Origin of the sequence: Mycobacterium sp., from assembly GCF_036273375.1 — a bacterium.
Classification (GTDB): Bacteria; Actinomycetota; Actinomycetes; order Mycobacteriales; family Mycobacteriaceae; genus Mycobacterium.
The window spans coordinates 1-26,239 of sequence record NZ_DASUHS010000034.1; the positions used below are offsets into that span (position 1 = coordinate 1).

The window sequence follows — 26,239 nt, forward strand, 5'->3', positions numbered from 1 at the left end:
GACAAGACCGAACTGACCCGCGCGCTGGAATGGATGGAGTGCGAGAAGATCCTGCTGTACTCCTCGGACTACCCGCACTGGACATTCGACGACCCGCGCTGGCTGGTCAAGCACCTGCCGAAGCACGCGCGCGATGCAGTGATGTACAAAAACGGCATCGCGACCTATCACCTGCCCGAGACCGTTCCGGTCCTCGAGGGTCAGACCCGGGTGCTCTGAGTTGACGGAAGAAACCAAACGGCCCGAGCCACGCCTCGCCCAGGGCCGCGAGCACGTCGTCGCAACCGTAGACGAAATCCCGCCCGGCACACACAAGCTGGTACCGATCGGACGGCACGGCGTCGGCGTCTATAACGTCAACGGCACCTTCTACGCCATCGCGAACTACTGCCCCCACCAAGGCGGTCCGCTGTGTTCGGGGCGAGCCCGGGGGCGCACGATCGTCGACGAGACCGCGCCGGGCGACTCCGTCATGGTGCGCGACCTGGAATACATCTACTGTCCCTGGCACCAATGGGGTTTCGAGCTGGCGACCGGTACCACCGCGGTCAAGCCCGAATGGAGTATCCGTACCTATCCGGTGCGCGTCGTCGGCAACGACGTTTTGGTTCAGGCCTAGCTACAGGAGAATCGCGTGCCTTCTATTGAGATCAACGGGGGAAATGTCGTCTACGAAATCCTCGGTGACTCTGGCGATCTCATTGCTTTGACGCCGGGCGGCCGGTTCAGCAAGGAGATCCCCGGTCTGCGTCCGCTGGCCGACGCCCTGGCCGCGGGTGGTTATCGGGTGCTGCTGTGGGACCGGCCCAACTGCGGCGCCTCCGATGTGCAGTTCTACGGACAGAGCGAGTCGCATATGCGCGCCGAGACGCTGCACAAGCTGGTGACCGGCCTGGGCTTCGAACGCTGCATTCTGGCCGGAGGGTCCGGCGGCGCAAGGGATTCCATGCTGACCACGATGCTCTACCCCGAGATGGTCACCAAGCTCGTGGTGTGGAACATCGTCGGCGGCACCTACGGCACCTTCGTGCTGGGCTCCTTCTACATCATTCCCAGCATCCTCGCGGTGCGCGGCACCGGCATGGACGGCGTGGTGAAAGTAGCCGAATGGCGTGAGCGCATCGAGGAGAATCCGGACAACAAGCAGCGGTTCCTCGACTTCGACTCCGATGAATTCCTCAAGTTGATGCTGCGCTGGCTCAACGCCTTTGTCTCCAAGCCGGGACAGACGATTCCGGGCGTCGAGGACGAGATGTTCGACCGGATCAAGGTTCCCACGTTGATCATTCGCGGCGGCGAGAACGACATGGATCACCCCAAGCGGACGTCGCTGGAAGTCAGCTGCCTGATCAAGGGATCAAAGCTCATCGATCCGCCCTGGCCCGAGGACGCTTGGGAGCGTGCGTCCGAAGACCGCGCCGCCGGCCGGGTGCAGCACTTCAACATGTTCGACACCTGGGTGCAGGCGGCACCCGCGATTCTCGAATTCCTGGGCTCGTGATTGCGCTACACGGTGCGAATGTGGACCTCACAGTTGAGCGACGCCTCCAGCGCCGTGTGCACTCGGCTTTCCGGAATCCGTTCGAGGTCCTTCTCACGCAGCGTCACGTGGACGATGTCGAATCCGTTATCACCGTGCGTGCGTTCGATGTCACCGGTCAGCCCGAACGCGGACAGCACACCGTGCGCGTCGTCGTCAGTCCCCCGGCTGACAAAGGTGATCACACCCGGGACGGGGCCGACGCTGAACACTTTGGTGCACAACTCGATCGCGGTGGTTCTGGCCGTGTCGCCATCTTCGGCCGCAATGAGCAGTGCAACCTCGCGGCGACTCGCCGGCAGGGATGCGAGGTCGTTTTCGACTACGCCGACGCCGGCCTCGCCCGCAACCTCGAGGAGAGTTGCCATGCCGTCACGTAGTTGCGCAGGCGTCAGCACGCTGTCCGGGTCGACGTTGACACGCACCACCGCAGTTCGCATGTGCGCAAGCCTAACTAAGACGATGGCAGGCCAGCCGTGAACACCACTGAATCCACCAACGTCACCACGGCCAGCGCGCCCGGGTGCAAGCCGCGCCTGCTGAGTGAGCAGCCCGGTCGGGAAGATCTGGCGGCCTATCGAAAGCTCGGCGGCTACCACCCGCTCGGCAATACCGATGAATTTCTGAGCGAAGTCGAATCCAGTGGCCTGGCCGGCCGCGGCGGTGCGGCATTTCCGTTGGCGGTGAAGTTACGAACGGTGCGCGACAACGGACCCTTGCTAGGTATTCCCGTTGTTGTCGCGAATGGCGAAGAGGGAGAACCGGCTTCGGTCAAGGACCGCTGGCTGCTACGTAGCCGCCCTCACCTAGTCCTGGACGGACTGCGGCTCGCCGCGGCGATCGTGGCCGCTGACCGCGCCTACATCTACGTGTCCGACCGGGAATCGGCGCACAGCGTCGAAGCCGCGCTCGGCGAGCTGGATCCCGACGCGCTCGGCGTCACGATCGACATGCTCACCGTGCAGCCGGGATACGTGGCCGGCGAAGAGACGGCGGCGGTTCGTGCCATCAACGGCGGCCCGGCCAAACCGACAGACAAACCGCCGCGGCCCTTCGAGGCGGGAGTCGATGACCGGCCGACGTTGGTGAGCAATGTCGAGACTCTGGCGAACTTGCCCTACCTGCAAAGCCATGGCTCGGCCGATTATCGGTCGCAAGGCACGACGCCGTCGCCAGGAACCTTCCTGGCCACCATCACCGGGGCCGGTAAGCCACCTGTCCTCTACGAACTCCCCCACGGCTTGGCGTTCACCGAACTGCTTGCTTTACATGGCGTTTCGGCCGACCAGGTGCGCGGAGCGTTGATGGGCGGCTACTTCGCCGGTCTGCTCAACCGCTCCGTGCTGGAGACGACCCTGGACCACGAGACGATGCGACGTGTCGGCAGCGGCCTGGGCTGCGGCGCGATCTCGCTCATCACCGACGACTGTCCCGTGGCGGTAGCGGCATCGGTGCTCGCGTACTTCGACCGCGAAAACGCCGGGCAGTGCGGATCGTGCTTCAACGGGACGGCGGCGATGGCCGCGGCCGCCGGGGCGCTGCGCGACGGCGCTGCGACGACAGAAGATGTCCAACGGTTGCGCCGTTGGTCGGTGCTGCTGCGTGGACGCGGCGCGTGCGCAACGCTGGATGCCGCCACCAACGTTGCCGCCAGCCTGCTCGATCAGTTCCCGGACGAAGTAAGTGTGCATCTAGACGGCACGTGTCCGGACTGTGCGCGCGGCGCGTTCCGCGCGGACCGTCCCTACGAGGCGGAACCTGTGAGGCAAGCATGAAAATCCGTCTGGACCGCACCATTTGCGACGGCTTCGGAATCTGCGCCAAGCACGCGCCGGGATACTTCTCGCTAGATGACTGGGGGTACGCATCCCTCATCGGGGACGGCACGGTGGCGGAGTCGGATCGCGACGCGGTCATGCGGGCGCTGCTCGACTGCCCCGTACACGCCATTGCCGAAATCGGTCAGCGCACCAACCGCGCTGCTCAGCACCCGCTCGCCGACACCGAGGATCCGGCCGAACACCTCAAAACCGAAGAGAACGAGGCGGAGTGGGGATTCACGCGCTGAGCCGTCCGGATAAGTAGTTCCGTGCAACTCGCCTTTGACGCCGACGTGGAAGCGTTTCGCGCGGAGTTCGTGAGCTTCCTGAACGAACACCTCCCGACGCAGGCCCAAGCCGCGGAGCGGCCGTCGTCGACCTCGCACGTGCCCGAATGGTCGCGCCGCTGGCAGCGGCTCCAGTTCGACCACGGGTGGCTGTTGCCGGGCAACCCGCCGGAATTCGGCGGCCGCAACGCAAACATCTTGCAGCAGTTCGTACATCGCGAGGAGCTGTCGCGCCGCCGGATCTATCACTGCTTCAATCCGCAAGGCGTCGGCATCATCGCGGCGTCGCTGTTGTCCTTCGGCACCGAGGAGCAAAAGCAGCGTTGGGCCGTCCCGATCCTGCGCGCCGAAAGGACCGCGTCACTGGGAATGAGCGAACCCGGAGCCGGCTCCGACCTCGCTGGGTTGCGGACCAAGGCGGAGTTGATCGGCGATGAGTTCGTGGTCAACGGGCAGAAGGTGTGGACCTCCGGCGCGCATGACGCCGATATCATTCTGACCTTTGTTCGCACGGACCCAAACGCCCCCAGGCACAAGGGAATCAGCGCGCTGATCATCCCGACCGACACTCCGGGGGTGGTGCGTCGCCCCTTCCCGTCGGTCTATGACTCCGAGGAGCTGGACTTCAACGAGGTGTTCTTCAACGATGTCCGGGTGCCCGCGGAGAATCTGGTCGGCCCGCTCAACGGCGGGTGGCAGGTGGCCAACGGCTCACTCGGCCACGAGCGCACCCTGATGTGGATGGCCTTCGCAAACCGGCTCGAGCAACTGCTCGAGGACTACCGACCGGCGGATGCGGTGAACGCGGACCACTACGCGACCATTGTGATGGACTACTACGCGCTGCGGCTGCTCGGTTCGGCTGCGCTGGGGCGCGCGGCCCGGGGTGAGGTAGACGTTGCGGCGTTGTCCGTGCTGAAGGTCTTTGGTTCGGAGGCCGAGCAGAGCGCGCTGCGGCACGCACTGGACGCGGCGGGGGTCGAGGGTTTACGCGACAGAGTGCTCACGGCCCCGTACAACCCTTACGCCCCCGATCTTTTCACCGCCGGCTGGTTCGCGCGCTACATCAGCAGCTACGCAGGCACAATCGCGGGCGGCACATCGGAGATCCAGCGCAATATCATCGCCCAGCGCGTCCTCGGCCTGCCACCCCGCTGATCCTTTACGCGGGCGCTCACAAACTTGGACACAGGGACGACAGGAACTCCTGCGTTCGACGTCGCGATTTACTCCGCTCGCTGATGTCCTTGCCCAGCGGCACGATTCGCACCGCGAGGTCGGTGACGCCCGCGTCGCGATACCGGTTCAGCCGATCCAGGACGGCCGCCTCGTCACCGGCCGCCATGGTGTCGCCGACATCTTGGGCGTCACCCTGCTGCAGCAGCCGCACATAGTTCGGCGAGAAATCCGCGTGCCCGAGCACCTCACTGGCGTAGCCGCGAGCATCGTCGGTCTCGCTATTCGAGCAGAGTGCGACGGGAACCCCCGCGACGATCCGTGGCGCGGGCCTCCCGGCCCGGTCAGCCGCCGCAGTGATGCGCGGAACGACGTGGTCGCCGATTGCCCGCTCGTCCGCCATCCAGAGAATGGTGCCGCCGGACCGCTCGCCGGCGAGTTGCAGCATTGTCGGGCCGAGCGCTGCCAACAACACCGGAACCTCGAACGCATCCGTGACATCGACCGGCGAATGGACGCAATAGTTTTCATTGTCGACATCGACGCTCCCCGGCCCGGCGAAGGCCGCGCCGAGCACGTCGAGGTAGTCACCCATCAAACGTGCCGGCCGATCATAGGGCAATCCCAGTTGAGAGCTGACGATCCAATGATGCGAGGGCCCGAGGCCGAGCGTGAACCGCCCGCCGCACACAACCTGGGTGGTCAGCGCTTGTTGCGCCATGATCATCGGATGGCGCGTCTGAATCGGAACGACGGCCGTTCCGATCTCGATACGATCGGTGGCCTGCCCGATCAGCGCTACGGCCGTCAACGCGTCGAGATATCCGGGGACCTGAGGCATCCAAAACGACGTGAAACCATCGCTTTCGGCCGCGACGCCATCGGCTATCAGCCCGGCAAGCCGATCGGCGCGCGAGCGCTCCTTGTCGGAACCAACCATCAAGCCGATGCGCACGCGACCCCTTCCCTATGGCACATGACGATCCCAGTCGTACGGAACGACCGCGAAAAATGGTGCGGCAAACAGAGGTTCGACGTCCGACCCGGCCCAGCGCGCCTGGAGCACTGGGCGCAGCCGTTGCGCGGTGGCGATCGGATCGTCATCGAGGAAGCAGTATGTGATCGTCTGGTTCTCTTGAGCACTGGCCAAGCTGGCGTCTACCCGAAGTGATAATCCGGACCAGACACCTGCGACACCGTCGACGTCCACCAGCGGGTTCGGCGATGCCGATCCGCGCTCGACCAATACGAACGCGCCCCGCACGGGCAGCCAGGGCAGAACGTCAGACCCGACCCTGACGCGCGGTGCGGCCGCTTTGCGTCGCACCTCATACACGCCGCGCTCCACCGGTGGCAGCAGCGGGAGTTTGCGGCCGGCATTCCCCAGTGCCGTTGATAACTCGTTGAAATCCTGTAGACCGGCCGTGCCGGTGAAGAAGTAGGTCATCACGTGGTCGACCACATCCAACGGCCCCTCACTGAGCGCGCGTGCTGAGCGACAGGCCGGAGTGGACACCAGGCGCAGCGAGGCGCGTACCGCGGATAACCGATGTTGCTCCGGGCGGTGATCAAGGGTGTGCCAACGCAGGTACTCGGCGTCTTTTCCGTCGGGGTGCCGCGTCGCCATCGAGACGAACAGCGTGCTGATCTCGCCTCCGCCGGCGGCAAGAATGGCACCGACCTCGTCCGATGGCGTGCCGGGAAGGTGCATAGTTTAGGTCCTCAGGATTTCGTCGAATCATGCTGGGGCAGCTGGATTTCGGGGTGGCGAGCCGCGACCATGCGGCGGAAGCCGTCACGCCAGGACACCTTCGTGCGGCCCAGGACCTCGTGCATGTGGGTGACGTCGGGCCATAGCGGGGTGTGCGCCTGGTGTGTGTACTCGAAGATCGGCTCGACACCGACCAACTCACCCATGAACGCGCAGTACTCCTCGACGCTTACGGTCTCGCTACCGGCCCAGTTCACCACGACGGGCGGGATCGCGGCGACCTCCATCGCACGGATGCCGAGTTCCACGTAGTCGTCTTCGTAGATTGGGTTGTAGTTGTTCGGCTTGTCCGGATGCAGCCGAATGGGCTTGTTCGCCAATATCGCATCGAGACGATCGGCGGGCGCACCGCCCTGGGGTCCGTACGTCGAACAAATCCGAATGATGGTGAGCGGAACCTGGTAGTGGTTGGAGATCCAGGTGCACACCGCTTCGGCGGCAACCTTGGAGAAGCTGTAGTTCGCACGCAGCGGCGCCCCCGGCGGATCAGCCTCCGTCAGCGGTCGGTGGCCCTGGTAGGCGTAGATCGAGCCGGTAGAGCAGAAGACGAAACCCTTTGCGGCGCGGCAGTGGTAGAGCAATTCGCCGGACGCCTGTGCATTTGTTTCCACGCAACGGTTCCAGTCGTCGGCCCCAGGGTCAACGGCCGCATGGAAAACATAGGTGAAATCGTCCGGGATAGCGGAGAAGTCGCCGACACCGACGTCCAGCGCCACGGGTTTGATCCCGGCGTCCGCGAGTTTTTGCCGGGCCGCGGGATCTTTCAGGCGAGCGGCACCCCATACCTCGTTTCCCGCTGCCGCCAGGGCACGCGCGATGGGGAACGCGATCTTGCCGGTCGCCCCAGTGATCAGGATCTTGTGTGCGTCGAGCAACCAGCCCCTCCGAATGTTAAGTACTTGATACCGCGGTTGCGAGCATAACTCCCGGCCGAATGGAAATGCCACGACAAGCCGGCCTCGGTGCTGTGTCGCTCGAATCTGGTCGTGGCGGTATCGACGGCATATGCTGAGACCAGCCAACGCGGGGATGGCGCCAAGGGGAGGCCCACCATGAGGTGGTTTTTTCGTCTGACCGCTGTCAATGCGGTCACCTTCGTGGCGATGGCGGTCGCGGTGATCGCGACCCCGGGAATCAGCTCCGCGGACTGCGATCCCAACATGTCGTTCAATGTGACGACGTTCGAGTGCAAACCGCCGCCGGCGTTGCCGGATTGGTACACGCAACCGCCTGCATATGCGCCGTCGTTTGCCGGGCAGGACGTGCCGCCCCCACCGCCACGGCCATGGTGGTCACCGAACGCACCGATGTGGAGTGTCGGCTTTCACCAATGGGGTGCCTATTTCAACGGCGTCTGGGTGCCGTACTAAAGGGGCGCCCGACCTCATCTGACATGCAGCACGAGCACTGCCAATGCCATCTAGATCGCGCCTGTCTGATAACGTAATTCTCCAATTTGCATAATGGCCCTCCCGGGCCAGCAGCCTACTCGCGGAGGTGACGTGTCAGCAGCCCCGGGCCGCCCTCTGCCCCTGATCACGCAGGACAACGAATTCTTCTGGACCTCGGGCGCCGACGGAAAGCTGAGGTTGCAGGAATGCAAAGCCTGTGAATCGCTGATCCATCCGCCGGCGCCGGTATGCCGCTACTGCCGCTCATTCGATGTGGGGGTGCGCGCGGTCTCCGGCAGGGCGACCCTCGCCGGCTTCACCATCAACGAGCGGTTCAGTCTGCCCGGCCTGGCGGCGCCCTACGTGATCGCCCAAGTGGCTATCGCCGAGGACCCCCGGGTGCGACTGACCACCAACATCGTCGAGTGCGATCCCGATCAGCTCGAACTCGGACAGCAGGTCGAGGTCGTCTTCGAGCAGGTCGAGGACGTGTGGTTTCCGCTGTTTCGGCCCTTGCAGGAGGAAGGGGCCGACACCGAGCCCGGTCAGCTGCCGGTCGACGAGGTCGCGCCGGACCGCTTCGGCGAATACGTCCGGCCCATGCTCACCCCGGAGAAGTTCGAGGACAAGGTCGCGCTGACCGGCATCGGCATGTCGCCGATCGGACGCCGGTTGATGCAGCTGCCACTTGCGCTGACGGTGCAGGCATGCGAAGCGGCCATCGCCGACGCCGGCCTCACGTACGCCGACATCGACGGCCTGTCCACCTATCCCGGCGCGATCAATGTCGGCGGATTTGGGGAGGGCGGCACCACCGCCCTCGAGGGCGCGCTCGGTATTCGGCCGACATGGCACAACGGCGCCATGGAGACGTTCGGCCCGGGCGGCTCGGTGATCGCCGCGATGCTTGCGGTCGCATGCGGTTTGGCGCGTCACGTGCTGTGCTTCCGCACGCTGTGGGAAGCCACCAACGCCGAGCTGATGAAGCAGGGCAAGACCACTCCGTCGATGGGCCGGATGTCGGGCTGGCAGATGCCATTTGGCGCCACGTCTGCGGCGCACACCCTGGCCATGAACGCGCAGCGGCACTTTCACCGATACGGCACCACGAAGGAAACGCTGGGCTGGATCGCGTTGAACCAGCGCGCCAACGCCGAACTCAACCCCACCGCCATCTACCGGTCGCCGATGACGATGGACGACTACCTCAGCGCGCGGCCCATCACCACCCCGTTCGGCCTCTACGACTGTGACGTGCCCTGCGATGGCGCCATCGCCGTCATCGTCTCGGCCGTCGAAGCCGCCCGCGATCTGGCCAAGCCGCCCGTGCTGGTGGAAGCCGTAGGAACGCAGATCATCGAGCGAATCGACTGGGATCAAAGCACTCTCACGCACGAGCCGCAGGTGCTGGGCCAGGCGGCGCATGTGTGGACGCGCACCTCGCTGCGGCCGGCGGACGTCGACGTGGCCGAGCTGTACGACGGGTTCACCATGAATTGCCTTTCTTGGATCGAGGCGCTGGGCTTCTGCGGGATCGGTGAGGCCAAGGAATTCCTGGACGGCGGCAAGAACATTGCGCGCGACGGGCAGCTGCCGCTCAACACGCACGGCGGTCAGCTTTCGCATGGCCGCACCCACGGCATGGGCCTGTTGCATGAGGCCGTCACACAGCTGCGCGGCGAGGCAGGTGACCGCCAAGTCGCCGAAGCCCGCGTCGGTGTGGTCAGCAGCGGCGGACTGACTCCCAGCGGCGTGATCCTGCTACGGGCCGACACGTGAGTACGGCTCCCCGCCCCCGGCTCGTCATCGTCGACGGGGTACCTATGTCGGCGTCGGTCGCTGAGGTCGACGATCCCAAGGCCGTGATCGTGGCGATCCACGGGGGCGGGACCACCGCAATGTATTTCGACTGCCCGGGCCATCCGTCGTATTCTCTCGCCCGGACCGGCGCGGCCGCCGGATTCACCGTGGTGGCCCTCGATCGGCCCGGCTACGGCAGCTCGGCGCCGTATCCCGAAGCGATGGTCTCCGGCGAGCAGCGCGTCAACCTGGCTTACGGTGCTGTCGATCGCATACTCGGCGAACGACCGCGTGGCGCAGGCGTATTCATCTGGGGCCATTCCGGCGGCTGCGAGCTGACGATACGGATGGCCGCCGACGCGCGAGGTACCGACCTGCTCGGCATCGAGCTCGCGGGCACGGGCCGGCACTACCACCCCGCGGCCCGGGAAATACTGAAAACGGCTACCCGCGAGCGCCGCCCGTCGGGCATGCGCGAATTGCTATGGAGCCCAGAGGAGCTCTATCCGCCCGAGGTCCTCGGCGGCGCCACGGTTTCGCCGTCGGCCCCGGCTTACGAGGACCAGATGGTGTCGGACTGGGCGCGAAAGACTTTCCCGGAGCTCGCGCCCGCCGTGCGCGTCCCGGTGCACTTCAGCATCGCCGAGCACGAAAAGGTGTGGCAGACAGACGATGCGGCGGTGACCGAGATCGGCGCCTTGTTCGCCGGCGCGCCGCAGTTCGTCGTGCATCGACAACCGGACGCCGGGCACAACATCAGCCTCGGCCACGCCGCACCTGACTACCACTCGAAAGTTCTTGATTTTGTTCAGGATTGCGTGGCTGAGGCTTCAACGGACACGGAATCCGATCTGGAGGCCGGATGATGCACGTCGGATTCATCGGGTTGGGCAGCCAGGGCGGCCCCATGGCGCGGCGGATCGCCGAGGGCGGGTACCCCACCACGTTGTGGGCGCGTAGACAGGAGGCCGTCGAGGCGTTCGCCGACACCCCGGCCAAAATCGCCGGGTCTCCGGCCGAGCTAGCGGCCGTCAGCGATCTGGTCTGCCTCTGCGTGGTCGGCGACGCCGACATCGACGAACTCGCCTGCGGCGAAAACGGATTGCTGTCGGCGATGAGGCCCGGCAGCGCCATCGCCGTGCACAGCACGGTGCACCCGAACACCTGCCGAGAGCTCGCGAACAAGGCCGCCCCGCAAGGCGTTTCCGTCATCGACGCGCCGGTGAGCGGCGGGGGAGCCGCGGCAGCCGATGGCCGTCTGCTGGTGATGGTCGGCGGCGACACCGACGTTGTCGAGCGCTGCCGTCCGGTCTTCGAAACCTATGCCGATCCGGTCGTTCACCTCGGCGAGCTGGGTTCCGGACAGACCACGAAACTGCTCAACAACTTGTTGTTCACCGCCCATCTAGGCACTGCGGCCACCGCCCTTTCACTGGCCAAGGAGCTGGGCGTCGAACCGGACCGTCTCACCGAGGTGGTCTCCCGCAGCAGTGGCAACAGCTTTGCGCTGAATGCCCTGGGCGGTATCGGCGGTCTGGATCGGCTGGCCGGTGTTGCGGGAGGGCTGCTGCAGAAGGATGTGCGGCTGGTGGTCGACCTGGCCGACCACTCCGGCGCAAGCGGTGGAGCGGTGCTCGATGCCGCCGACGCCGCATTGGCTCGGATGGGTTACCCGCGGTGAGGGTCGGATTCGTCGGGGCGGACCGCCGACCAGGAACTTTGGTGCCCCGGATGACGTCATCAAGGCCGTCGAGGCCGAGGCGGCCCTCGAAAGAGGGGGCGAAAATGGCAGCGTTTCGGTCTTTCCGGTTCGTCACGAAGGTATTACCGTTAGCGTTACAGTCCCGGACTCCGCTGTAAAGGTTGCAGCCCACCCTCGCCGCTGAGGAGGATTCAGTGACAAAATCGAAGGTCGTCTTCGATCCGTTCTCGGAGGAGTACTTCAACGATCCGTTCGAGATCTACCGACGGATGCGTGAGGATGCCCCGCTGTACTACGACGATAAAGAGGACTTCTACGCGCTGACCCGCCACGAGGACGTTGCGGCAGCGTTCAAGGACTTCGACACTTACTCGTCGGCCCGCGGCTGCGACCTGGCTATGGTGCGCAGGGGCATCTCTCCCGAGCAGAAGTCGATTATCTTCATGGATCCGCCGGAGCACCGCCACATGCGCAGCTTGCTCAACAAGGCGTTCACCCCCCGGGCCATTCAGTCGCAGCGCGAGACGGTCGTCGAAGTCATCGAGAAGTATCTTGGCGCCGCGGATCCCGTCAACTTCGACGTCGTGCAGGACTTCTCCGGACCGTTCCCGGTGGAGGTCATCACCCGGATGGCGGGGGTGCCGGAGGAGTACCGCCAGCAGGTACGCCACTGGATCGACACCAGCCTGCATCACGAGCCTGGACAGATCGAGGCCAGTGAGGCCGGCATACAGGCCAACATCGACACGGCGATGTACTACTTCGGTCTCATCCAGGAGAGGCGCACGGACCCGCAGGACGACATGATCAGCAGGCTGATCGCGGCCGAGATTCCAGGCGAGGACGGCCAGCCGCGCAAGCTGGACGACATCGAGATCACCGGCTTCGCAACGCTATTGGGAGGTGCTGGCGCTGAGACGGTGACGAAGCTGCTGGGCAACGCGGCGGTGCTCTTCGCCCGTCATCCCGAGCAATGGCAGAAGCTGCAGGACGATCGCGACAAGATCCCGGGCGCCGTTGAGGAGCTACTGCGCTACGCGGGTCCCGTGCAGTACAACGTCCGCTACACCCTCAAAGAGGCACACGTCGCCGGTGGCGTGATTCCACCCTTCAAGCCGGTGTTCCTCTGCGGCGCCGCGGCGAACCGCGACTCGGACGCCTTCACCGACGCCGACACTTTCGACATCGAGCGCGACCAGACCGAGGCGCAACACCTCGGACTGGGGTACGGGATCCACAGCTGCCTCGGCGCGGCGCTGGCCCGGATGGAGAGCAGGATCGCGCTGGAACGCCTACTCGACTTCATGCCGCGCTACGAAGTGGACTGGGCCGGGTGCACACGGGTGAACATGCAGAATGTCGCGGGCTGGAAGAACGTGCCCGTGAAGGTGCTTCGGTAAGGGGCCTTGCGATGACCAAGAAGATCGAAGTCGACTGGGGACTCTGCGAAAGCAACGGTGTCTGCATGGGCATCAATGCGGACATATTCGAACTGGGCGACGACGACATGCTGACCGTCCACCAGGAGGAAGTCACCCCGGAGATTGAGTCGGACGTGCGCGAGGCTGTCCGTCAATGCCCTAGGCAGGCAATCTCCATCGTCGGAGAATAGCGATCAGAATCCGGAGAGGATGACCGCGTTGCAGTCCGCCGCGGCTTGGCGCAGTTTCGCCGCTTTCTGATAGTCCTCGGACTCGTACCACGCCCGAGCGGCATCGACCGACTCGAATTCCAGTACGACGGTTTGGTCGCCGTGCCAGTCACCCTCGATGACCTTGGGTGCGGTGTCCACCGCGAGGATAGTGGCACCGCTCATCGCCGATCCCGCGGCTTTGCCGTAAGCCTTCATCCCTTCCGGATCTTTAATTGCCTCGGTCAGGATGACATACCCTTTAGCCACTCGAATCTCCTACTCGCCCGTGCGGTTGATTACTTCTCACTGATCGCCTGCTCGGGACAGCATTGAATTGCCTCCCGAGCGTCCGCCTCCAATTCCGTTGGTACTTCGGAATCTATGGCCTCGGCGTAGCCGTCGTCGGTCAGGCTGAACACGTCGGGACACAGCGTGAGACACATGCCGTGACCGCGACACCGCTGGTCGTCTACCCATACCTTCATGCCAGCGTGAACTCCAGGTGTAGCTCGGTCAGGCCGCGCAGGATGTACGTCGGAACATAGTCATAGCGGCGGTCATTCGCCGGCCCATGAACGCTCTCGTCGATCCTGATATCCGCCGTGCGGTCGAGCAACCGTTCAATCGCCACCCGGGTTTCGGCCCGCGCCAATGGCGCTCCCGGGCAGCTGTGGATACCGCGCCCGAACGAGATGTGCTGGCGCGCGTTCTTGCGGGCCGGATCGAAGGTGGCGGGTTCTTCGAACCGGCGTGGATCCCGATTGGCGGCCGCCTGCACGATCATCACGGTGCTGCCGGCGGGCAGGTCGACGCCACCGACGTTGACGGGCACCCGGTTCATCCGGAAGTCGCCCTTGACCGGGCTCTCGTGGCGCAGCGACTCTTCGATGAAGTTCGGAATGAGACTGCGGTCCTTGCGCAGCTGCGCCTGGATGTCGGGGCGCTCCCCCAGCGTCTGCAGGGCCGCACCCAGCAGCCGCACGGTGGTCTCCTGACCCGCAGAGAAGACGTTGGCGGCGACGCGCGCCACATCCTCGACTTCCGGAACCGAACCGTCGGGATACGTCGCGGTAGCCAGGCCGGTCAGCACGTCGTCGCGGGGGTCGCGCCGGCGGTCGGTGACGTAGTCGGAGAACAGGCCGTAGAGGAATTCCAGCGGGCTGTGCGCCAGCGATTCCTTGCCGGTGCCACCGACGCCGCCACCCGAGTGCTCGCGGATGCCCTTGATGAACTTGTCGCGATCTTCCATGGGCACGCCCAGCAGGTCGGCGATGACCAGCAGCGTGAACGGGCCGGCGAAGCCCTTGATCCATTCGCCCTGTCCGGGCGCCAGGAAATCGTCGAGCGCCTGGTCGGCGAGCGCCCACATGGCGTCCTCGTTCTCCTTGAGGCGCTTCGGGGTGATCAAACGCATCAGCAGGGAGCGATGGTCGGTGTGGGTCGGCGGGTCGAGCGTGGGCAGCTGGTCACTGAAGGGCAGCTCGTCGCGGTGCTGCTCGATCAATTCGGTGATGTCGTCACCCTCAAGCGGGACGGGAAAGCCTGGAAACGGGCCGGTGACCGAGATGCACGAGGACCACGTCTCGGCGTCGTTGAGCACCGCGCAGGCCTCGTCCCACCCGGTGATCATGGTGACGTCGTGATGGCTCTCCCGGGTGACGGGGCAGCGCTCGCGCAGCGCCTCGTAATATGGGTACGGGTCTGCGATGAGCTCGCTGCCGCGGAAGAAGTCCAACTCGGAGAATTCCTTCGCCATCTCCTGCTCCTTGAATCTCGGCTAGTGAGAACGTGCCTCTCGCAGATGAGTATTACATTTTCACATGGGCTGGTGGTCGTCAACGAGGGACCCTGCCTGGGCGCCACAACGAACGGCGATCGGCTGGACCGCACTCGCTGTTGCGCGCGGCTACCGGCCGCGGCGGTCAGCTGGCGGGGACCAGGTCGGCGGCGACCGACGGCCACGCCAGCAGCCCGCTCCGGAATGTCTCGACGTGACCGATCGAGGCATGCGGCGCAGCCGCCGCCGCCAGCGCTTGGGCCTTGAACGTCTGCGCGGCCATGCTCAGCTGGTGTTGCACCAGGCCGACGCTGTCGTCGAGTTCGGACGGCCAGTTCTCCCCCCATAGCGTGACCTCGGTGACGCCTTGGTCGAGGGCCTGCAGCACGCCTTGGCGCACCCGCGGGTCGCAGCCGAACAGGTCCGCCGCGGCCGCCAGGGCCTGCGGGCGGGGACGCGATTGCACCGACGCCAGCGTGTCTTCGAGGTCGAGCACCTGGGCGCCGATGATCTGCAGCGGCCGGTCGTCGGGGTGGTCGGCGACCAGCACGGTGACGTCCCAACCCGCCATCGACCGGTCGAAGATCCAGCCGCCGGCGAACCTCACCACGTCGGCGACGGTGGCGGCGACGACGTCGAGCCGGTACCTCATATCCTCTCGAGCTTCTTCGGGGGCGCGAAGTCCCGCGCCAGTGTCTCGGCGTACTGCTTGAACGCCTCGGCTAGCGGAATCGAAGGATCGAGTAACCATGTGGTTTCCATTCCATGGACGAAGGCGAGAATTTCTACTGCCTTGACGGCGGGGTCGATGTCTTCGCGATACCGGCCGTCCGCCTGACCGCGACGGATGAGATCGGCGACGATGTCGGTTGCGGCTCGGTGCCTGGCCAGCATGCGGTCGTGCAACGGGGCGTCGGGAAGGATGTTCTCGACCAGCAGCACCGTGAAAGTGCCCACCAGTTCGGGGGCCCGGTGAAAACGGTCCGCGACCGCGGCGATCTGGTCGAACAGGTCACCGGTCCGGTCGGCGTGGGTGTCGTCATCGAGGTCGCGGGCATCGAGCACCGCGTGCAACAGCTGCTCCTTCGATTCGAAGTGATGCAGCAGCCCCGCGGGGGTGACCCCCGCCTCGCCGGCGATCTGCGCGAGTGTCGTGCTGCGCCAGCCGTTGCGGGTGAGCAGGCGTTGCGCGACGTCGAGAATCCGCTGCTTGCGGTCCTCCCCTTTGGCGAGCAGCGTGTCGTATCGCCGTGCGACGGGCACCAGAACCCCCTCAACCCACGTTGTTTCGACACCGGGAAAACCAACCTAGTAAACACACAGTAGGTTAGTTTGACCGCTGTGACAAGGGTCACGTGGGGCACGGTTTTATGTGCGGCAGGCCGCCGCCGTTAGTTCAGCAGCTCCACCACCGTGGCGTTGGCGGTGCCGCCGCCCTCGCACATGGTCTGCAGCCCGTAACGAATGCCGTTGTCGCGCATGTGATGCGCCATGCGTGTCATTAGCACCGCCCCGGATGCGCCCAACGGATGTCCCAGCGCGATGGCGCCGCCCAGCGGATTCATCCGTGCCGGGTCCGCGCCCGTCTCCGCCAGCCACGCCAGCGGCACGGGCGCGAAGGCCTCATTGACCTCGAAGACGCCCACGTCGGACAGCGCGACGCCGGCCTTATTCAGCACCTTTTCGGTCGCCGGGATGGGGCCGGTGAGCATTAGCACCGGATCCGCTCCGGTCACCGCGCCCGCCAGGTACCGCACGATCGGGGTCAAGCCCAGCTCGACGGCCATCTCGGCGGTGGTCACGAGCAGCGCGGCGGCGCCGTCGGAGATCTGCGAGGAGTTACCCGCGTGGATCACGCCGTCTTCGGCGAAGGCCGGTTTGAGCGTACCCAGCTTCTCGACGCTGCTGCCGCGCCGCACGCCCTCGTCGGCGGTGAGGACGTTGTCGTCGGCCCCGTCGACGAACACCGGCACGATCTGCTCGGTGAATGAGCCACCGTCCTGGGCCGCGGCGGCCCGCTCGTGGGATGCAACGGAGAATTCGTCGAGCCGGGTGCGTGAGAAACCCCACTTCTTGGCGATCATCTCCGCCGACAGGCCCTGGTTGAAGGAGAAATCGTCATAGCGGGCAAGGACTTTCGGACCATAGGGCATGCCGGTTGCCCGGGCCGAACCGAGCGGAACGCGGCTCATGACCTCGACTCCACCGGCCACGACGACATCCTGCTGGCCTGACATCACCGCCTGCACGGCGAAGTCCAGCGCCTGCTGGCTGGACCCGCAGGCGCGGTTGACGGTGGTCCCGGGAATCGTCTCGGGCCAACCAGCGGCCAGGACCGCGTAGCGACCGATGTTGCTGGACTGGTCGCCCACCTGGGACACACAGCCCCAGACCACGTCGTCAATGATGTCCGGACCGATGCCGGTGCGTTCGACGAGTTCGGTCAGCACCACCGCGGAGAGGTCGGCGGCGTGCATGCCGGCCAGCGCGCCGTTGCGCTTCCCCACCGGTGTACGCACGGCCTCGACGATGACTGTTTCGCGCATATCCCTACTCCGATTGCTTCTCGCCCGACTATCCCATCATCACCGAGCGTGTACTGAGGGCGAAAAAATCACCAAAAATCCGCCGTGACTACACGTTCGACGTTAGACCTAGTAGCTTCTCGGCAACTTCAGGACGTTGGCTCCCAAGAAGTTCAGAATCATCTCCTGGCTAACTGGCGCGATCTTCATCAGCCGGGCCTCGCGGAAGTACCGCGTGATGTGGTACTCCTCGGCGTAACCCATGCCGCCGTGAGTTTGCAGCGCCCGGTCCGCGGCGGTGAAGCCGGCATCGGCGCAGAGATACTTAGCCGTATTGGCCTCGCGCCCACAGGGTTTGCCGTTGTCGTAAAGCCAGGTAGCCTTGCGCAGCATCAGTTCGGCGGCATCGAGGCGGGCCAGTGAATCGGCGAGCGGGAACTGCAATCCCTGGTTCATCCCGATGGGCCGGCCGAAGACCTCGCGCTCGTTGCCGTATTTCACCGCCTTTTCCAGCGCCACCCGTCCGATACCGAGAGCCTCGGCCGCGATGAGCATCCGCTCCGGGTTGAGGCCGTCGAGGATGTACTGAAAGCCCTTGCCCTCCTCTCCGATTCGGTCCTCGACCGGCACCTCGAGATTGTCGATGAACAATTCGTTGGAGCTGACGGCGTTGCGGCCCATCTTGCGGATCGGGCGGATGTCGACCCGGCTGCGGTCGAGATCGGTGATGAACAGCGTCATCCCGTCGGTCTTCTTGGTGACCTCGTCGTAGCTTTGCGTCCGGGTAAGCAACAGAATCTTGTCGGATTCCATCGCCTTGGAGATCCAGACCTTGCGACCGTTGACGATGTAGCGATCGCCGTCGCGCTTGGCGAACGTAGTGATGCGCGAAGTGTCAAGCCCGGCACCGGGTTCGGTGACGCCGAAGCAGACGTGGACGTCGCCGGTCGCGACGGTGGGCAACGTTCGGGCCTTGAGTTCATCGGAACCGTGCACCACGACCGGCTGCATGCCGAAGATGGAAAGGTGGATCGAGCTGGCAGCGTTCATGGCACCGCCCGATTTGGCGACCTCCTCGAGCAGGATCGTCGCTTCGGTGATGCCGAGGCCGTGACCGCCGTATTCGGTGGGGATCGTCATTCCCAGCCAGCCGCCATCGGCGATGGCGCGGTAGAACTCGGTCGGGAATTCGTGCGCCTGGTCTTTTTCCATCCAATACTGGTCGTCGAATTTCCGCGCCAGCTCCGCCACTGACCGACGGATCAGTTCCTGGTCATCGGTCAGCTCAAAGTTCATTCCAGCGCCGGGCACTGCTCAGTCTCCTTCGATCGAAATGCACCGGCGCGCGGATTCGTCCGGTGGTGTGTCAATCCTTGTTGCCGGTAAGGGCTTTCGCATTAGCCGCGAAATCGGCAAAAGACGAGCCGCCTCGGCTGTCCTTATCGTGGCCTGCCGCCTTTATGGACACGTCGTGCCCCTCGGCGGCCTTACGCAGCGCACCGACGGTGGCCTGTTCGCGCGAAATGTGCGTGAAGGGGTCGAACGAGTACCACCGCATGGCGTTCTCGTAGGTCATCTTGTTGATTTCGTCGTCGGGAACGTTGTTGATGGATAACACATCCCACAGCTCTTCTGGCGCACCCGGCCACATCGAGTCGCTGTGCGGGTAGTCGGCTTCCCAGCAGATGTTGTCGATGCCGATCATGTTGCGCAGCGCCACTCCGACCTTGTCGCTGATGAAGCAGGTCAGGAAGTGGTCGCGAAAGACCTCGCTGGGCAGCTTGCCCTTGAAGTCCTGGTGCGTCCAGGTGGAGTGCATCTCGTAGGTGCGGTCGGCGCGCTCCAAGAAGTAGGGAATCCAACCGGTCCCACCCTCGGACAGCGCAACCTTGAGGTCCGGGTACTCCTTGATCGGCCGCGACCACAAGAGGTCCGCGGCGGCCTGCACGATGTTCATCGGTTGCAGCGTGATCATCACGTCCATCGGTGCGTCCGGCGCGGTGATCGCCAGCCGGCCCGACGACCCGATGTGGACGTTCATCACGGTGTTGGTGTCGCACAACGCTTTCCACAGAGGGTTCCAGTACTCGTCGTGGAAGCTCGGGTAACCCATCGCGGCCGGGTTTTCGGTGAAGGTCAGCGCATGCACGCCCTTCTTGGCTACCCGGCGCACCTCGGCGGCACACGCCTCGGCATCCCAGATCACCGGGATCGCCATCGGGATGAACCGCGCGGGATAGGCGCCGCACCACTCGTCGATGTGCCAGTCGTTGTAGGCCTGCACCAGCGCGATCGAGAAGTCGTGATCGTCGGTGGCGAACAGCCGACCGGCAAAGCCGGGGAACGACGGGAAGCAGATCGACGCCAGGATGCCGCCGGCGTTCATGTCTTTGACGCGTTCGTCGACGTTGTAACAACCCGGCCGGATCTCGTCGAGCCCCGTCGGCTCGATGCCGTACTCCTCCTTCGGCCGGCCGGCGACCGCGTTCAATGCCACGTTCGGGATGACCGTGTCGCGGAACTTCCACATGTCCGAGCCGTCATCGTTGTGCACCAGCCGAGGTGCGTCGTCCTGGTACTTCTTCGACAGGTGGTTCTTGAACATGTTGGGTGGCTCGACGGTGTGGTCGTCGACGCTGATCAGCATCATGTCTTCTTTGTTCATGAGCTTCCTTCCATCGGATCCATCGGATCGATTACAGCCTCGGCGAATCGCTGTCCCGTGCCAAGATCACTAAAATGAAAACTATCTTCTCGCCAGACGAGAATCAACATCCAGAGGTTGCTGCGGCCGTCTACAGCCGCCTGACCAGCGGCCGAGCGGACCGGCGGATTTCCCGCCGCCAAGCGGCAGCGCAGTGGGTAGAACCCGGCGTGACATATCGGTGCGGCGGGCCCGGTCGAGCCTCAGGCCATCCGGCCGACCGCGTCAGCCAGGCGGCGCCCCACTCGCGCCGCGCGGCACGCCGGCATTGACCGGGCGCGCGTTTCGTGCCAGTCTGTTAGTTGCAAATGAGAATCTGATTCTCTTTCACCGAGAGGACACTCCTGATGCGCTTGCAGCCGCTCCCAGCCGACCAGTGGGACGAGGCTACCCAGCAGGCACTCTCGGCTATGCGTGGAGCGGACACCAATAACGCGCTTTCCACGCTGGCTCACCACCCGGCGCTCGCCAAGGCGTTTCTTCGATTCAATGTCCACCTGTTGACGTCGTCCACGCTGCCGGCTCGCATCCGCGAAGTGGCCATCCTGCGGGTGGCTCATCGTCGTCAGTGCGCATACGAGTGGTCGCACCATGTCAGGATGGCCAAGGACGAAGGGATCACCGACGAGCAGATCGCGGCGGTGCAGCAATTCGGCGATGGCAGCGCCGAGGAATTCGACGCTTTCGACCGCGCGGTGATCTCCGGCGTCGATGAACTTGATGAGAAGTCGGAGTTGTCCGACCAGACTTGGGCGGCACTGGGCGAGCGCCTCAACGACCAGCAGCGCATGGATTTCGTCTTCACGGTCGGCTGCTACGCCCTGCTGGCCATGGCCTTCAACACTTTTGGCATCCAGCTCGAACACGCCACCACAGCCGCTAACAACGTCGAATAAGAGGAGCAAGAACGTTGCCGCACTTCCCCAAGCCAGCCGCCGGCAGCTGGACAGAAAACTACCCCGACCTCGGGACCGCGCCGGTTGACTACACCGACTCGATCGACCCGGCCTTCTTCGAAGCCGAACGCGACGCGGTCTTCAGGAAGACGTGGCTGAACGTCGGCCGTGTCGAGCGCCTCCCCCGCACCGGCAGCTACTTCACCAGAGAACTGCCGTCGGCCGGCAAGGGCACGTCGGTGATCATCACCAAGACCAAGGACGGGTCGGTCAAGGCGTACCACAACGTCTGTCGCCACCGTGGAAACAAGTTGGTGTGGAACGACTTTCCCAACGAGGAGACCTCCGGCACCTGCCGACAGTTCACCTGCAAGTACCACGCTTGGCGCTACAGCCTCGACGGTGACCTGACCTTCGTCCAACAGGAAGAAGAGTTCTTCGACCTCGACAAGGGCAACTTCGGCCTGGCATCCGTCCGGTGCGAGGTGTGGGAGGGCTTCATCTTCATCAACTTCGACGACAACGCAGCGCCGCTCATTGACTACCTCGGCCCGCTGGCCAAGAGCATCGAGGGCTACCCGTTCGGCGAGATGACGGAGACCTACTCCTACCGGGCCGAAGTCGGCAGCAACTGGAAGCTGTTCATCGATGCCTTCGTCGAGTTCTACCACGCGCCGATCCTGCACCAGGGGCAGTACACCAAGGAAGAAGCCGCCAAGATCCAAAAGTTCGGCTACGAGGCGCTGCATTACGAGTTGGCCGGCCCGCACAACTTGCAGTCAACCTGGGGTGGTCAGGCACCGCCGCCAGACATGTCGATGGTCAAGCCGATGGACCAGGTGTTGCGCAGCGGTCTGTTCGGCCCGTGGGACAAGCCGGAGATCATCGAAAAACTCGAGCTGCCACCGGGCGTCAACGTGAAGAGGGTGCCGCAGTGGGGCATCGACTCGTGGCTCTTCTACCCGAACTTCATGCTGCTGATCTGGGAGCCGGGCTGGTTCCTGACCTATCAGTACTGGCCTACCGCGGTGGACAAACACATCTTCGAGTCCACGCTGTATTTCGTGCCGCCGCGCAATGCGCGGGAACGGCTGGCCCAGGAGTTGGCTGCGGTGACGTTCAAGGAGTACGCGCTGCAGGACGCCAACACGCTGGAAGCGACCCAGACCATGATCGGCACCCGGGCCGTCAAGGAGTTTTTGCTCTGCGACCAGGAAGTGTTGATCCGTCATCTACACAAGACGACCGCTGACTACGTGAAGGAGCACCAGCGCAATGGCGTTACCGTCTGAATTCGCGGCTCTGGAGCCCTATTTGGATTGGGATCTGGCCACCGAGCCCGAGCGCTACGCCAAACGGCTGGCCTCGACGATGCACCAGATGCAGGAGTTCTACGACGTCGCGTTTCCGTTGCTGAACGACGTCATCGCGTACTGCGACAAATTCTCCTTGGATGACTTGCCGGATGACGCGAAGGCTTTGATGCACATGATGCAGTCGCTGGTCATGGTGTCGTTCCCCATCGAGGCGTGGAAGCAGCCGCGGGTTCCCGACAGTGGCGCGGCGTGGGTTGAGGTACTGCGGGAGCCGGTGATCTAAGCGGTGCTGACGCTCAAGGCCGCTGGGCTGCTCGACGTCGACGCCGGTGAGATCCTCCGGCCCGGCATTCTGAAGATCGAGGACGATCGGATCGTCGGCGTCGGGGGCGACCCCGAAGGCGAGATCATCGATCTCGGCGACCAGATACTGTTGCCGGGCCTGATGGACATGGAGGTCAACCTCCTGATGGGCGGGCGCGGCGAGACGCCCGGGCTGTCCCAGGTGCAGGACGACCCGCCGACGCGGGTACTGCGCGCGGTAGGCAACGCCCGGCGCACGCTGCGCGCCGGTTTCACCACCGTGCGCAACCTGGGCCTGTTCGTCAAGACCGGCGGCTACCTGCTGGATGTCGCGCTGGGCAAGGCGATTGACGCGGGCTGGATCGACGGGCCGCGGGTGGTGCCGGCCGGTCACGCCATCACACCGACCGGTGGGCACCTGGACCCGACGATGTTCGCCGCATTCATGCCGGGCGCACTCGAGCTCACGGTCGAAGAGGGCATCGCCAACGGAATCGACGAGATCCGCAAGGCCGTGCGATACCAGATCAAGCACGGCGCCGAATTGATCAAGGTGTGCGTTTCCGGCGGCGTGATGTCGTTGACCGGTGAGGCTGGCGCACAACATTATTCGGACGAGGAACTGTGCGCGATCGTTGACGAGGCGCACCGGCGCGGGCTGCGCGTCGCCGCGCACACCCACGGAGCGGAAGCAGTCAAGCACGCGGTCGCGTGCGGTATCGACTGCATCGAACACGGGTTCCTCATGGACGACGAGGCGATCCAGATGCTGGTCGACAACGACCGGTTCCTGGTGACCACTCGCAGACTCGCCGAGGCGATGGACGTGTCCCGCGCTCCGAAGGAGTTACAGGACAAAGCCGCCGAGATGTTCCCGAAGGCGAAGACATCGATCAAGGCTGCCTACGAGGCCGGGGTGAAGATCGCCGTCGGCACCGATGCGCCCGCGATACCGCACGGCAAAAACGCTGACGAGCTTGTCACGCTTGTCGAGTGGGGCCTGCCGCCGTTGGCAGTGCTGCGAGCAGCCACGATCACCGCCGCCGAGCTGATCAACTCGACCGATCTGGGCCGGCTGGCCTCGGGTCAGCTTGCCGATATCATCGCGGTACCGGGAAACCCGTTGGAAGACATCACCGTTACCCGCAACGTCAGCTTTGTCATGAAAGGCGGCAAGGTCTATGTCAACAGATCAGCCAACCAGAACTGAAGATCTGGTCGAGATCCAGCAGCTGCTCGGACGCTACGCGGTCACCATCACCCAGGCGGACATCGAGGGCCTCGTCGCCGTCTTCACGCCCGACGGCACCTACAGCGCTTTCGGCGAAACCTACAGCCTGAGCCGATTCCCGGAATTGGTGGCCGCGGCCCCAAAGGGCTTGTTTCTCACCGGAACAGCGGTGGTCGACCTGGACGCGGATGCGGCCAGCGGCACCCAACCGTTGTGCTTCATCGATCACGCCACCCACGACATGCGGATCGGCTACTACCGTGACACCTATGTGCGAACCGCCGACGGGTGGCGACTGAAGACCCGCGCCATGACCTTTATCCGCCGCAGCGGAGTGCACGACTCCGGACGCCCGCACGCCGTCGGGCGTCCCGCCGGTGACAATGCGGCCCAGGCAGCGACTTAAAGGAGCCGACCAATCGAAGTGAATGTCGAGCAGTTCCGGGCCGACCTGCGCGCGTGGCTCGACGACAACGATCTGACCCCCGAGCCGGACCACTCGCTGCAGGGGCACATGCGGCAGTTCGCCCGGGTCAGCCGTGCGCTCTACGACGCCGATTGGATGCGGTTCGGCTGGCCCGTTGAGGTGGGTGGATTGGGCGGTCCCGCCGTGCTGCGCGCGATCGTCGGCGAAGAGGTCGTGGGCCGTCGCCTGGCCGAACCCGGGCCCTATTCGATGCTCGAGGTGCTCGCGCCCACGATGATCGACTACGCGCCGGCGGAGCTCGCCAAGGAGATGGTTCCGCGCCTGCTGAGCGGCGAAGAGCAATGGTGCCAAGGCTTTTCCGAGCCGGGTTCGGGCAGTGATCTGGCATCGCTGACGACCCGGGCGGTCCAGGATGGCGACAACTGGATCGTCAACGGGCAGAAGGTCTGGACCAGCTTCGCGCAGTTCTCCACCCGGTGCGTCCTGCTTACCCGCACCGCGTCCGGGCACGACGGAATCACCGCGTTCTTCGTCGATCTCGACACTCCGGGCATCACCGTGCGTCCGCTGCGGACGATGCACGGCGTCGACGAATTCTGTGAGGTGTACTACGACGACGTGGTGATTCCGGCCAACCGGATGCTGGGCCAGCCCGGGGACGGCTGGCGACTGGCCATGGACCTGTTGCCCTATGAGCGTTCCGCCTGCTTCTGGCAACGGATCGCCTACCTCTATTCGCGTTTCGACGATCTGATCACGACGGCATCCGAAGCCGGCGAGCCCGACGAATCCGCGCTCGGCGGCGCTTATCTGGCGCTTCACACGTTGCGCTGCCGGTCGCGTGCCACTCAGCACCGGATGCGCGACGGGGCCCGACTGGGGCCCGACACCTCTATCGACAAGGTGCTGCTTGCCTCCGCGGAGCAGCGGCTCTACGACACCGTCCGCGATGTATTGCCGGGCACGCTCGAGCTCGAGGACACGCCGTGGCGTTCGGAGTACCTGTACTCGCGCGCGGCGACGATTTACGGCGGCACCGCCGAAATCCAGCGCAATATCATCGCCCGCCGGCTGCTCGATCTCGGGAAGGAGTGAACCGTGGCCCCTTCGGCAGACATCGAGTCAGACCCCGAATCGCTGCGGCTGCTGGCAGAGTCGCTGCGGACGACGATGAGCGCCGCCTCTGGAGCCAAGCTTGATGCGGCGCTGACCGAGCTCGGCTGGCGCGACATGCTCGACGAAATGCCCGATGTTGCAATCCCTCTGGTGTTCAAACTGCTCGGTGAGACCGGCGCGCACGCAGCCGTGCTCAACGACGTGGTGCTGTGCGCGGGCGGCGACGCGCCCGGGGGCGTTTTGCCGCTGCCGTTCGCCGGCGGCTCCTGGGTGCTGTGGGAACGCCGCGACCACCCCGACTCGGCGATCGACGAACTGCTGCCGATACACCGTGTGCCGCAGGAGGATCCGTTGCCTTCAGCCGCGCTGTATGCCGGTTGGCGAGCCGTGGGGTGGTGGCTGGTCGGCACCAGCCGCGCCATGCTGTCACAGGCTCGTCAGCACGCCGTGGACCGTGTTCAATTCGGCCGCCACATCAGCTCGTTCCAGGCGATCCGGCACCGGCTGGCCGAGACACTCGTCGCGATTGAGGGCGCCGAGGCCACACTGCATGCCGCGACGGAATGCGACGACCCGCAGGGACTGGCTTCCCTGCTGGCCAAGGCCGCGGCCGGTCAGGCCGCGCTGACCTCCGCACGCCACTGCCAGCAGGTGCTGGGCGGTATCGGCTTTACCGCCGAGCATCCGCTGCACCACCACATCAAGCGGTCGCTGATTCTCGACGGGCTGCTGGGCAGCTCTCGAGAATTGACGCGTGCGGCCGGAAAAGCGTTGGTGGCGGCCGGCTCTGCGCCACGGCTCGCGCAGCTGTAACCGGTCGCACC

The 26,239-nt window shown here is 64.8% G+C and carries 30 protein-coding genes and 1 pseudogene; 19 read left to right on the top strand and 12 right to left on the bottom strand.

Translation table 11 applies throughout. From position 1 onward, the window contains the following. From VFW69_RS03615 to VFW69_RS03625, 3 genes and pseudogenes are all read left to right on the top strand, one after another. Positions 1 to 219, top strand: a pseudogene (locus VFW69_RS03615) (amidohydrolase family protein); the annotation flags it as partial. A 1-nt stretch (position 220) separates the two neighbouring features. After that, positions 221 to 619, top strand: a complete 399-nt coding sequence (locus VFW69_RS03620; protein WP_064882584.1) for a Rieske (2Fe-2S) protein — start codon at positions 221 to 223, stop codon at positions 617 to 619. A 15-nt stretch (positions 620 to 634) separates the two neighbouring features. After that, positions 635 to 1,501, top strand: a complete 867-nt coding sequence (locus VFW69_RS03625; protein ID WP_526498261.1) for an alpha/beta fold hydrolase — start codon at positions 635 to 637, stop codon at positions 1,499 to 1,501. A 5-nt stretch (positions 1,502 to 1,506) separates the two neighbouring features. On the opposite strand, the gene VFW69_RS03630 is transcribed toward VFW69_RS03625, so the two are convergent. Beyond that, a complete protein-coding gene (locus tag VFW69_RS03630) occupies positions 1,507 to 1,980 on the bottom strand; it encodes a hypothetical protein (RefSeq protein WP_526498263.1) in 474 nt (157 codons plus the stop codon). 36 nt (positions 1,981 to 2,016) lie between these two features. On the opposite strand from VFW69_RS03630, the gene VFW69_RS03635 reads away from it, so the two are divergent. From VFW69_RS03635 to VFW69_RS03645, 3 genes are read left to right on the top strand one after another with little or no spacing between them, the layout of a single operon-like run. Then, complete coding sequence (locus VFW69_RS03635) at positions 2,017 to 3,315, top strand: NADH-ubiquinone oxidoreductase-F iron-sulfur binding region domain-containing protein (protein ID WP_526498265.1); 1,299 nt, start codon at positions 2,017 to 2,019, stop codon at positions 3,313 to 3,315. Next, positions 3,312 to 3,608, top strand: coding sequence for a ferredoxin (locus VFW69_RS03640; RefSeq protein WP_526498267.1), 297 nt, complete (start codon positions 3,312 to 3,314; stop codon positions 3,606 to 3,608). The genes VFW69_RS03635 and VFW69_RS03640 overlap by 4 nt, the downstream gene beginning before the upstream one ends. Positions 3,609 to 3,629: 21 nt before the next feature. Further along, entirely contained in the window at positions 3,630 to 4,805 is a 1,176-nt protein-coding gene (locus VFW69_RS03645; protein ID WP_526498269.1) for an acyl-CoA dehydrogenase family protein, read from the top strand. A gap of 16 nt (positions 4,806 to 4,821) precedes the next feature. Here the strand turns inward: VFW69_RS03645 and VFW69_RS03650 are convergent, their stop codons facing one another. The 3 genes from VFW69_RS03650 to VFW69_RS03660 are packed head-to-tail and all read right to left on the bottom strand — an operon-like array spanning position 4,822 to position 7,469. Further along, complete coding sequence (locus VFW69_RS03650) at positions 4,822 to 5,778, bottom strand: LLM class F420-dependent oxidoreductase (protein WP_526498271.1); 957 nt, start codon at positions 5,776 to 5,778, stop codon at positions 4,822 to 4,824. A gap of 12 nt (positions 5,779 to 5,790) precedes the next feature. Then, positions 5,791 to 6,534: a hypothetical protein gene (locus tag VFW69_RS03655; RefSeq protein WP_526498273.1), complete on the bottom strand. Its 744-nt coding sequence runs from the start codon at positions 6,532 to 6,534 to the stop codon at positions 5,791 to 5,793. 11 nt (positions 6,535 to 6,545) lie between these two features. Then, positions 6,546 to 7,469 carry an NAD-dependent epimerase/dehydratase family protein gene (locus VFW69_RS03660; protein ID WP_526498275.1) on the bottom strand — a complete coding sequence of 308 codons (924 nt, stop codon included), beginning with the start codon at positions 7,467 to 7,469 and terminating at the stop codon, positions 6,546 to 6,548. A 177-nt stretch (positions 7,470 to 7,646) separates the two neighbouring features. Here VFW69_RS03660 and VFW69_RS03665 point away from each other — a divergent pair, with 177 nt between their 5' ends. The 6 genes from VFW69_RS03665 (at position 7,647) to VFW69_RS03690 (ending at position 13,099) form a co-directional block, all read left to right on the top strand. Next, complete coding sequence (locus VFW69_RS03665; protein ID WP_526498277.1) at positions 7,647 to 7,964, top strand: hypothetical protein; 318 nt, start codon at positions 7,647 to 7,649, stop codon at positions 7,962 to 7,964. A 93-nt stretch (positions 7,965 to 8,057) separates the two neighbouring features. Further along, complete coding sequence (locus VFW69_RS03670; RefSeq protein ID WP_526498279.1) at positions 8,058 to 9,764, top strand: thiolase C-terminal domain-containing protein; 1,707 nt, start codon at positions 8,058 to 8,060, stop codon at positions 9,762 to 9,764. Positions 9,765 to 9,808: 44 nt separating this feature from the next. Then, positions 9,809 to 10,651: an alpha/beta hydrolase gene (locus VFW69_RS03675; protein ID WP_526498370.1), complete on the top strand. Its 843-nt coding sequence runs from the start codon at positions 9,809 to 9,811 to the stop codon at positions 10,649 to 10,651. Beyond that, entirely contained in the window at positions 10,651 to 11,466 is an 816-nt protein-coding gene (locus VFW69_RS03680; protein WP_526498372.1) for an NAD(P)-dependent oxidoreductase, read from the top strand. Before VFW69_RS03675 ends, VFW69_RS03680 begins: the two co-directional genes overlap by 1 nt. Before the next feature lie 215 nt (positions 11,467 to 11,681). After that, positions 11,682 to 12,887, top strand: coding sequence for a cytochrome P450 (locus VFW69_RS03685; protein ID WP_526498281.1), 1,206 nt, complete (start codon positions 11,682 to 11,684; stop codon positions 12,885 to 12,887). Between the two features lie 11 nt (positions 12,888 to 12,898). After that, on the top strand, positions 12,899 to 13,099 hold the full coding sequence (locus VFW69_RS03690) for a ferredoxin (protein ID WP_526498283.1): 201 nt from the start codon (positions 12,899 to 12,901) through the stop codon (positions 13,097 to 13,099). Positions 13,100 to 13,102: 3 nt separating this feature from the next. Here VFW69_RS03690 and VFW69_RS03695 read toward each other — a convergent pair whose 3' ends face one another. The 8 genes from VFW69_RS03695 to VFW69_RS03730 all read right to left on the bottom strand — a co-directional run bounded on the left by VFW69_RS03695 (position 13,103) and on the right by VFW69_RS03730 (position 20,087). Next, positions 13,103 to 13,387 (bottom strand): DUF1330 domain-containing protein, encoded by a 285-nt coding sequence (locus tag VFW69_RS03695; protein ID WP_526498285.1) that lies wholly within the window; start codon positions 13,385 to 13,387, stop codon positions 13,103 to 13,105. Between the two features lie 29 nt (positions 13,388 to 13,416). After that, a complete protein-coding gene (locus VFW69_RS03700; RefSeq protein ID WP_526498287.1) occupies positions 13,417 to 13,605 on the bottom strand; it encodes a ferredoxin in 189 nt (62 codons plus the stop codon). Beyond that, a complete protein-coding gene (locus VFW69_RS03705; protein WP_526498289.1) occupies positions 13,602 to 14,876 on the bottom strand; it encodes a cytochrome P450 in 1,275 nt (424 codons plus the stop codon). The genes VFW69_RS03700 and VFW69_RS03705 overlap by 4 nt, the downstream gene beginning before the upstream one ends. A gap of 166 nt (positions 14,877 to 15,042) precedes the next feature. Beyond that, entirely contained in the window at positions 15,043 to 15,549 is a 507-nt protein-coding gene (locus VFW69_RS03710; protein ID WP_526498291.1) for a hypothetical protein, read from the bottom strand. Next, on the bottom strand, positions 15,546 to 16,160 hold the full coding sequence (locus VFW69_RS03715; protein ID WP_526498293.1) for a TetR/AcrR family transcriptional regulator: 615 nt from the start codon (positions 16,158 to 16,160) through the stop codon (positions 15,546 to 15,548). Before VFW69_RS03715 ends, VFW69_RS03710 begins: the two co-directional genes overlap by 4 nt. Before the next feature lie 128 nt (positions 16,161 to 16,288). After that, positions 16,289 to 17,443, bottom strand: a complete 1,155-nt coding sequence (locus VFW69_RS03720) for a thiolase family protein (protein ID WP_526498295.1) — start codon at positions 17,441 to 17,443, stop codon at positions 16,289 to 16,291. Positions 17,444 to 17,551: 108 nt separating this feature from the next. Next, a complete protein-coding gene (locus VFW69_RS03725; RefSeq protein ID WP_526498374.1) occupies positions 17,552 to 18,718 on the bottom strand; it encodes an acyl-CoA dehydrogenase family protein in 1,167 nt (388 codons plus the stop codon). 70 nt (positions 18,719 to 18,788) lie between these two features. Continuing rightward, positions 18,789 to 20,087: an amidohydrolase family protein gene (locus VFW69_RS03730; RefSeq protein WP_526498297.1), complete on the bottom strand. Its 1,299-nt coding sequence runs from the start codon at positions 20,085 to 20,087 to the stop codon at positions 18,789 to 18,791. A 386-nt stretch (positions 20,088 to 20,473) separates the two neighbouring features. On the opposite strand from VFW69_RS03730, the gene VFW69_RS03735 reads away from it, so the two are divergent. Genes VFW69_RS03735 through VFW69_RS03765 form a run of 7 tightly spaced genes read left to right on the top strand, consistent with a single transcriptional unit; the run spans position 20,474 to position 26,228 of the window. Further along, entirely contained in the window at positions 20,474 to 21,022 is a 549-nt protein-coding gene (locus VFW69_RS03735; RefSeq protein WP_526498299.1) for a carboxymuconolactone decarboxylase family protein, read from the top strand. 14 nt (positions 21,023 to 21,036) lie between these two features. After that, on the top strand, positions 21,037 to 22,314 hold the full coding sequence (locus VFW69_RS03740; RefSeq protein ID WP_526498301.1) for an aromatic ring-hydroxylating oxygenase subunit alpha: 1,278 nt from the start codon (positions 21,037 to 21,039) through the stop codon (positions 22,312 to 22,314). Continuing rightward, the gene (locus VFW69_RS03745; RefSeq protein ID WP_526498303.1) at positions 22,298 to 22,621 is read left to right on the top strand and encodes a hypothetical protein; all 324 of its coding nucleotides are present in this window, start codon (positions 22,298 to 22,300) and stop codon (positions 22,619 to 22,621) included. Before VFW69_RS03740 ends, VFW69_RS03745 begins: the two co-directional genes overlap by 17 nt. Before the next feature lie 3 nt (positions 22,622 to 22,624). Continuing rightward, positions 22,625 to 23,851 carry a metal-dependent hydrolase family protein gene (locus VFW69_RS03750; protein ID WP_526498305.1) on the top strand — a complete coding sequence of 409 codons (1,227 nt, stop codon included), beginning with the start codon at positions 22,625 to 22,627 and terminating at the stop codon, positions 23,849 to 23,851. Then, positions 23,823 to 24,278 carry a nuclear transport factor 2 family protein gene (locus VFW69_RS03755; protein ID WP_526498307.1) on the top strand — a complete coding sequence of 152 codons (456 nt, stop codon included), beginning with the start codon at positions 23,823 to 23,825 and terminating at the stop codon, positions 24,276 to 24,278. Before VFW69_RS03750 ends, VFW69_RS03755 begins: the two co-directional genes overlap by 29 nt. Positions 24,279 to 24,296: 18 nt before the next feature. Continuing rightward, positions 24,297 to 25,394 carry an acyl-CoA dehydrogenase family protein gene (locus VFW69_RS03760; protein WP_526498309.1) on the top strand — a complete coding sequence of 366 codons (1,098 nt, stop codon included), beginning with the start codon at positions 24,297 to 24,299 and terminating at the stop codon, positions 25,392 to 25,394. A 3-nt stretch (positions 25,395 to 25,397) separates the two neighbouring features. Beyond that, positions 25,398 to 26,228, top strand: a complete 831-nt coding sequence (locus tag VFW69_RS03765) for an acyl-CoA dehydrogenase family protein (protein ID WP_526498311.1) — start codon at positions 25,398 to 25,400, stop codon at positions 26,226 to 26,228. Positions 26,229 to 26,239 lie beyond the last annotated feature (11 nt).

What these genes read in the sequence shown, in the direction of transcription:
- VFW69_RS03630 (WP_526498263.1), bottom strand. Translation starts at nt 1,980, where the DNA reads ATGCGAACTGCGGTGGTGCGTGTCAACGTCGACCCGGACAGCGTGCTG.
- VFW69_RS03640 (WP_526498267.1), top strand. Translation starts at nt 3,312, where the DNA reads ATGAAAATCCGTCTGGACCGCACCATTTGCGACGGCTTCGGAATCTGC.
- VFW69_RS03655 (WP_526498273.1), bottom strand. Translation starts at nt 6,534, where the DNA reads ATGCACCTTCCCGGCACGCCATCGGACGAGGTCGGTGCCATTCTTGCC.
- VFW69_RS03665 (WP_526498277.1), top strand. Translation starts at nt 7,647, where the DNA reads ATGAGGTGGTTTTTTCGTCTGACCGCTGTCAATGCGGTCACCTTCGTG.
- VFW69_RS03670 (WP_526498279.1), top strand. Translation starts at nt 8,058, where the DNA reads ATGGCCCTCCCGGGCCAGCAGCCTACTCGCGGAGGTGACGTGTCAGCA.
- VFW69_RS03675 (WP_526498370.1), top strand. Translation starts at nt 9,809, where the DNA reads ATGTCGGCGTCGGTCGCTGAGGTCGACGATCCCAAGGCCGTGATCGTG.
- VFW69_RS03680 (WP_526498372.1), top strand. Translation starts at nt 10,651, where the DNA reads ATGCACGTCGGATTCATCGGGTTGGGCAGCCAGGGCGGCCCCATGGCG.
- VFW69_RS03690 (WP_526498283.1), top strand. Translation starts at nt 12,899, where the DNA reads ATGACCAAGAAGATCGAAGTCGACTGGGGACTCTGCGAAAGCAACGGT.
- VFW69_RS03700 (WP_526498287.1), bottom strand. Translation starts at nt 13,605, where the DNA reads ATGAAGGTATGGGTAGACGACCAGCGGTGTCGCGGTCACGGCATGTGT.
- VFW69_RS03705 (WP_526498289.1), bottom strand. Translation starts at nt 14,876, where the DNA reads ATGGCGAAGGAATTCTCCGAGTTGGACTTCTTCCGCGGCAGCGAGCTC.
- VFW69_RS03710 (WP_526498291.1), bottom strand. Translation starts at nt 15,549, where the DNA reads ATGAGGTACCGGCTCGACGTCGTCGCCGCCACCGTCGCCGACGTGGTG.
- VFW69_RS03720 (WP_526498295.1), bottom strand. Translation starts at nt 17,443, where the DNA reads ATGCGCGAAACAGTCATCGTCGAGGCCGTGCGTACACCGGTGGGGAAG.
- VFW69_RS03725 (WP_526498374.1), bottom strand. Translation starts at nt 18,718, where the DNA reads ATGAACTTTGAGCTGACCGATGACCAGGAACTGATCCGTCGGTCAGTG.
- VFW69_RS03730 (WP_526498297.1), bottom strand. Translation starts at nt 20,087, where the DNA reads ATGAACAAAGAAGACATGATGCTGATCAGCGTCGACGACCACACCGTC.
- VFW69_RS03735 (WP_526498299.1), top strand. Translation starts at nt 20,474, where the DNA reads ATGCGCTTGCAGCCGCTCCCAGCCGACCAGTGGGACGAGGCTACCCAG.
- VFW69_RS03745 (WP_526498303.1), top strand. Translation starts at nt 22,298, where the DNA reads ATGGCGTTACCGTCTGAATTCGCGGCTCTGGAGCCCTATTTGGATTGG.
- VFW69_RS03755 (WP_526498307.1), top strand. Translation starts at nt 23,823, where the DNA reads ATGTCAACAGATCAGCCAACCAGAACTGAAGATCTGGTCGAGATCCAG.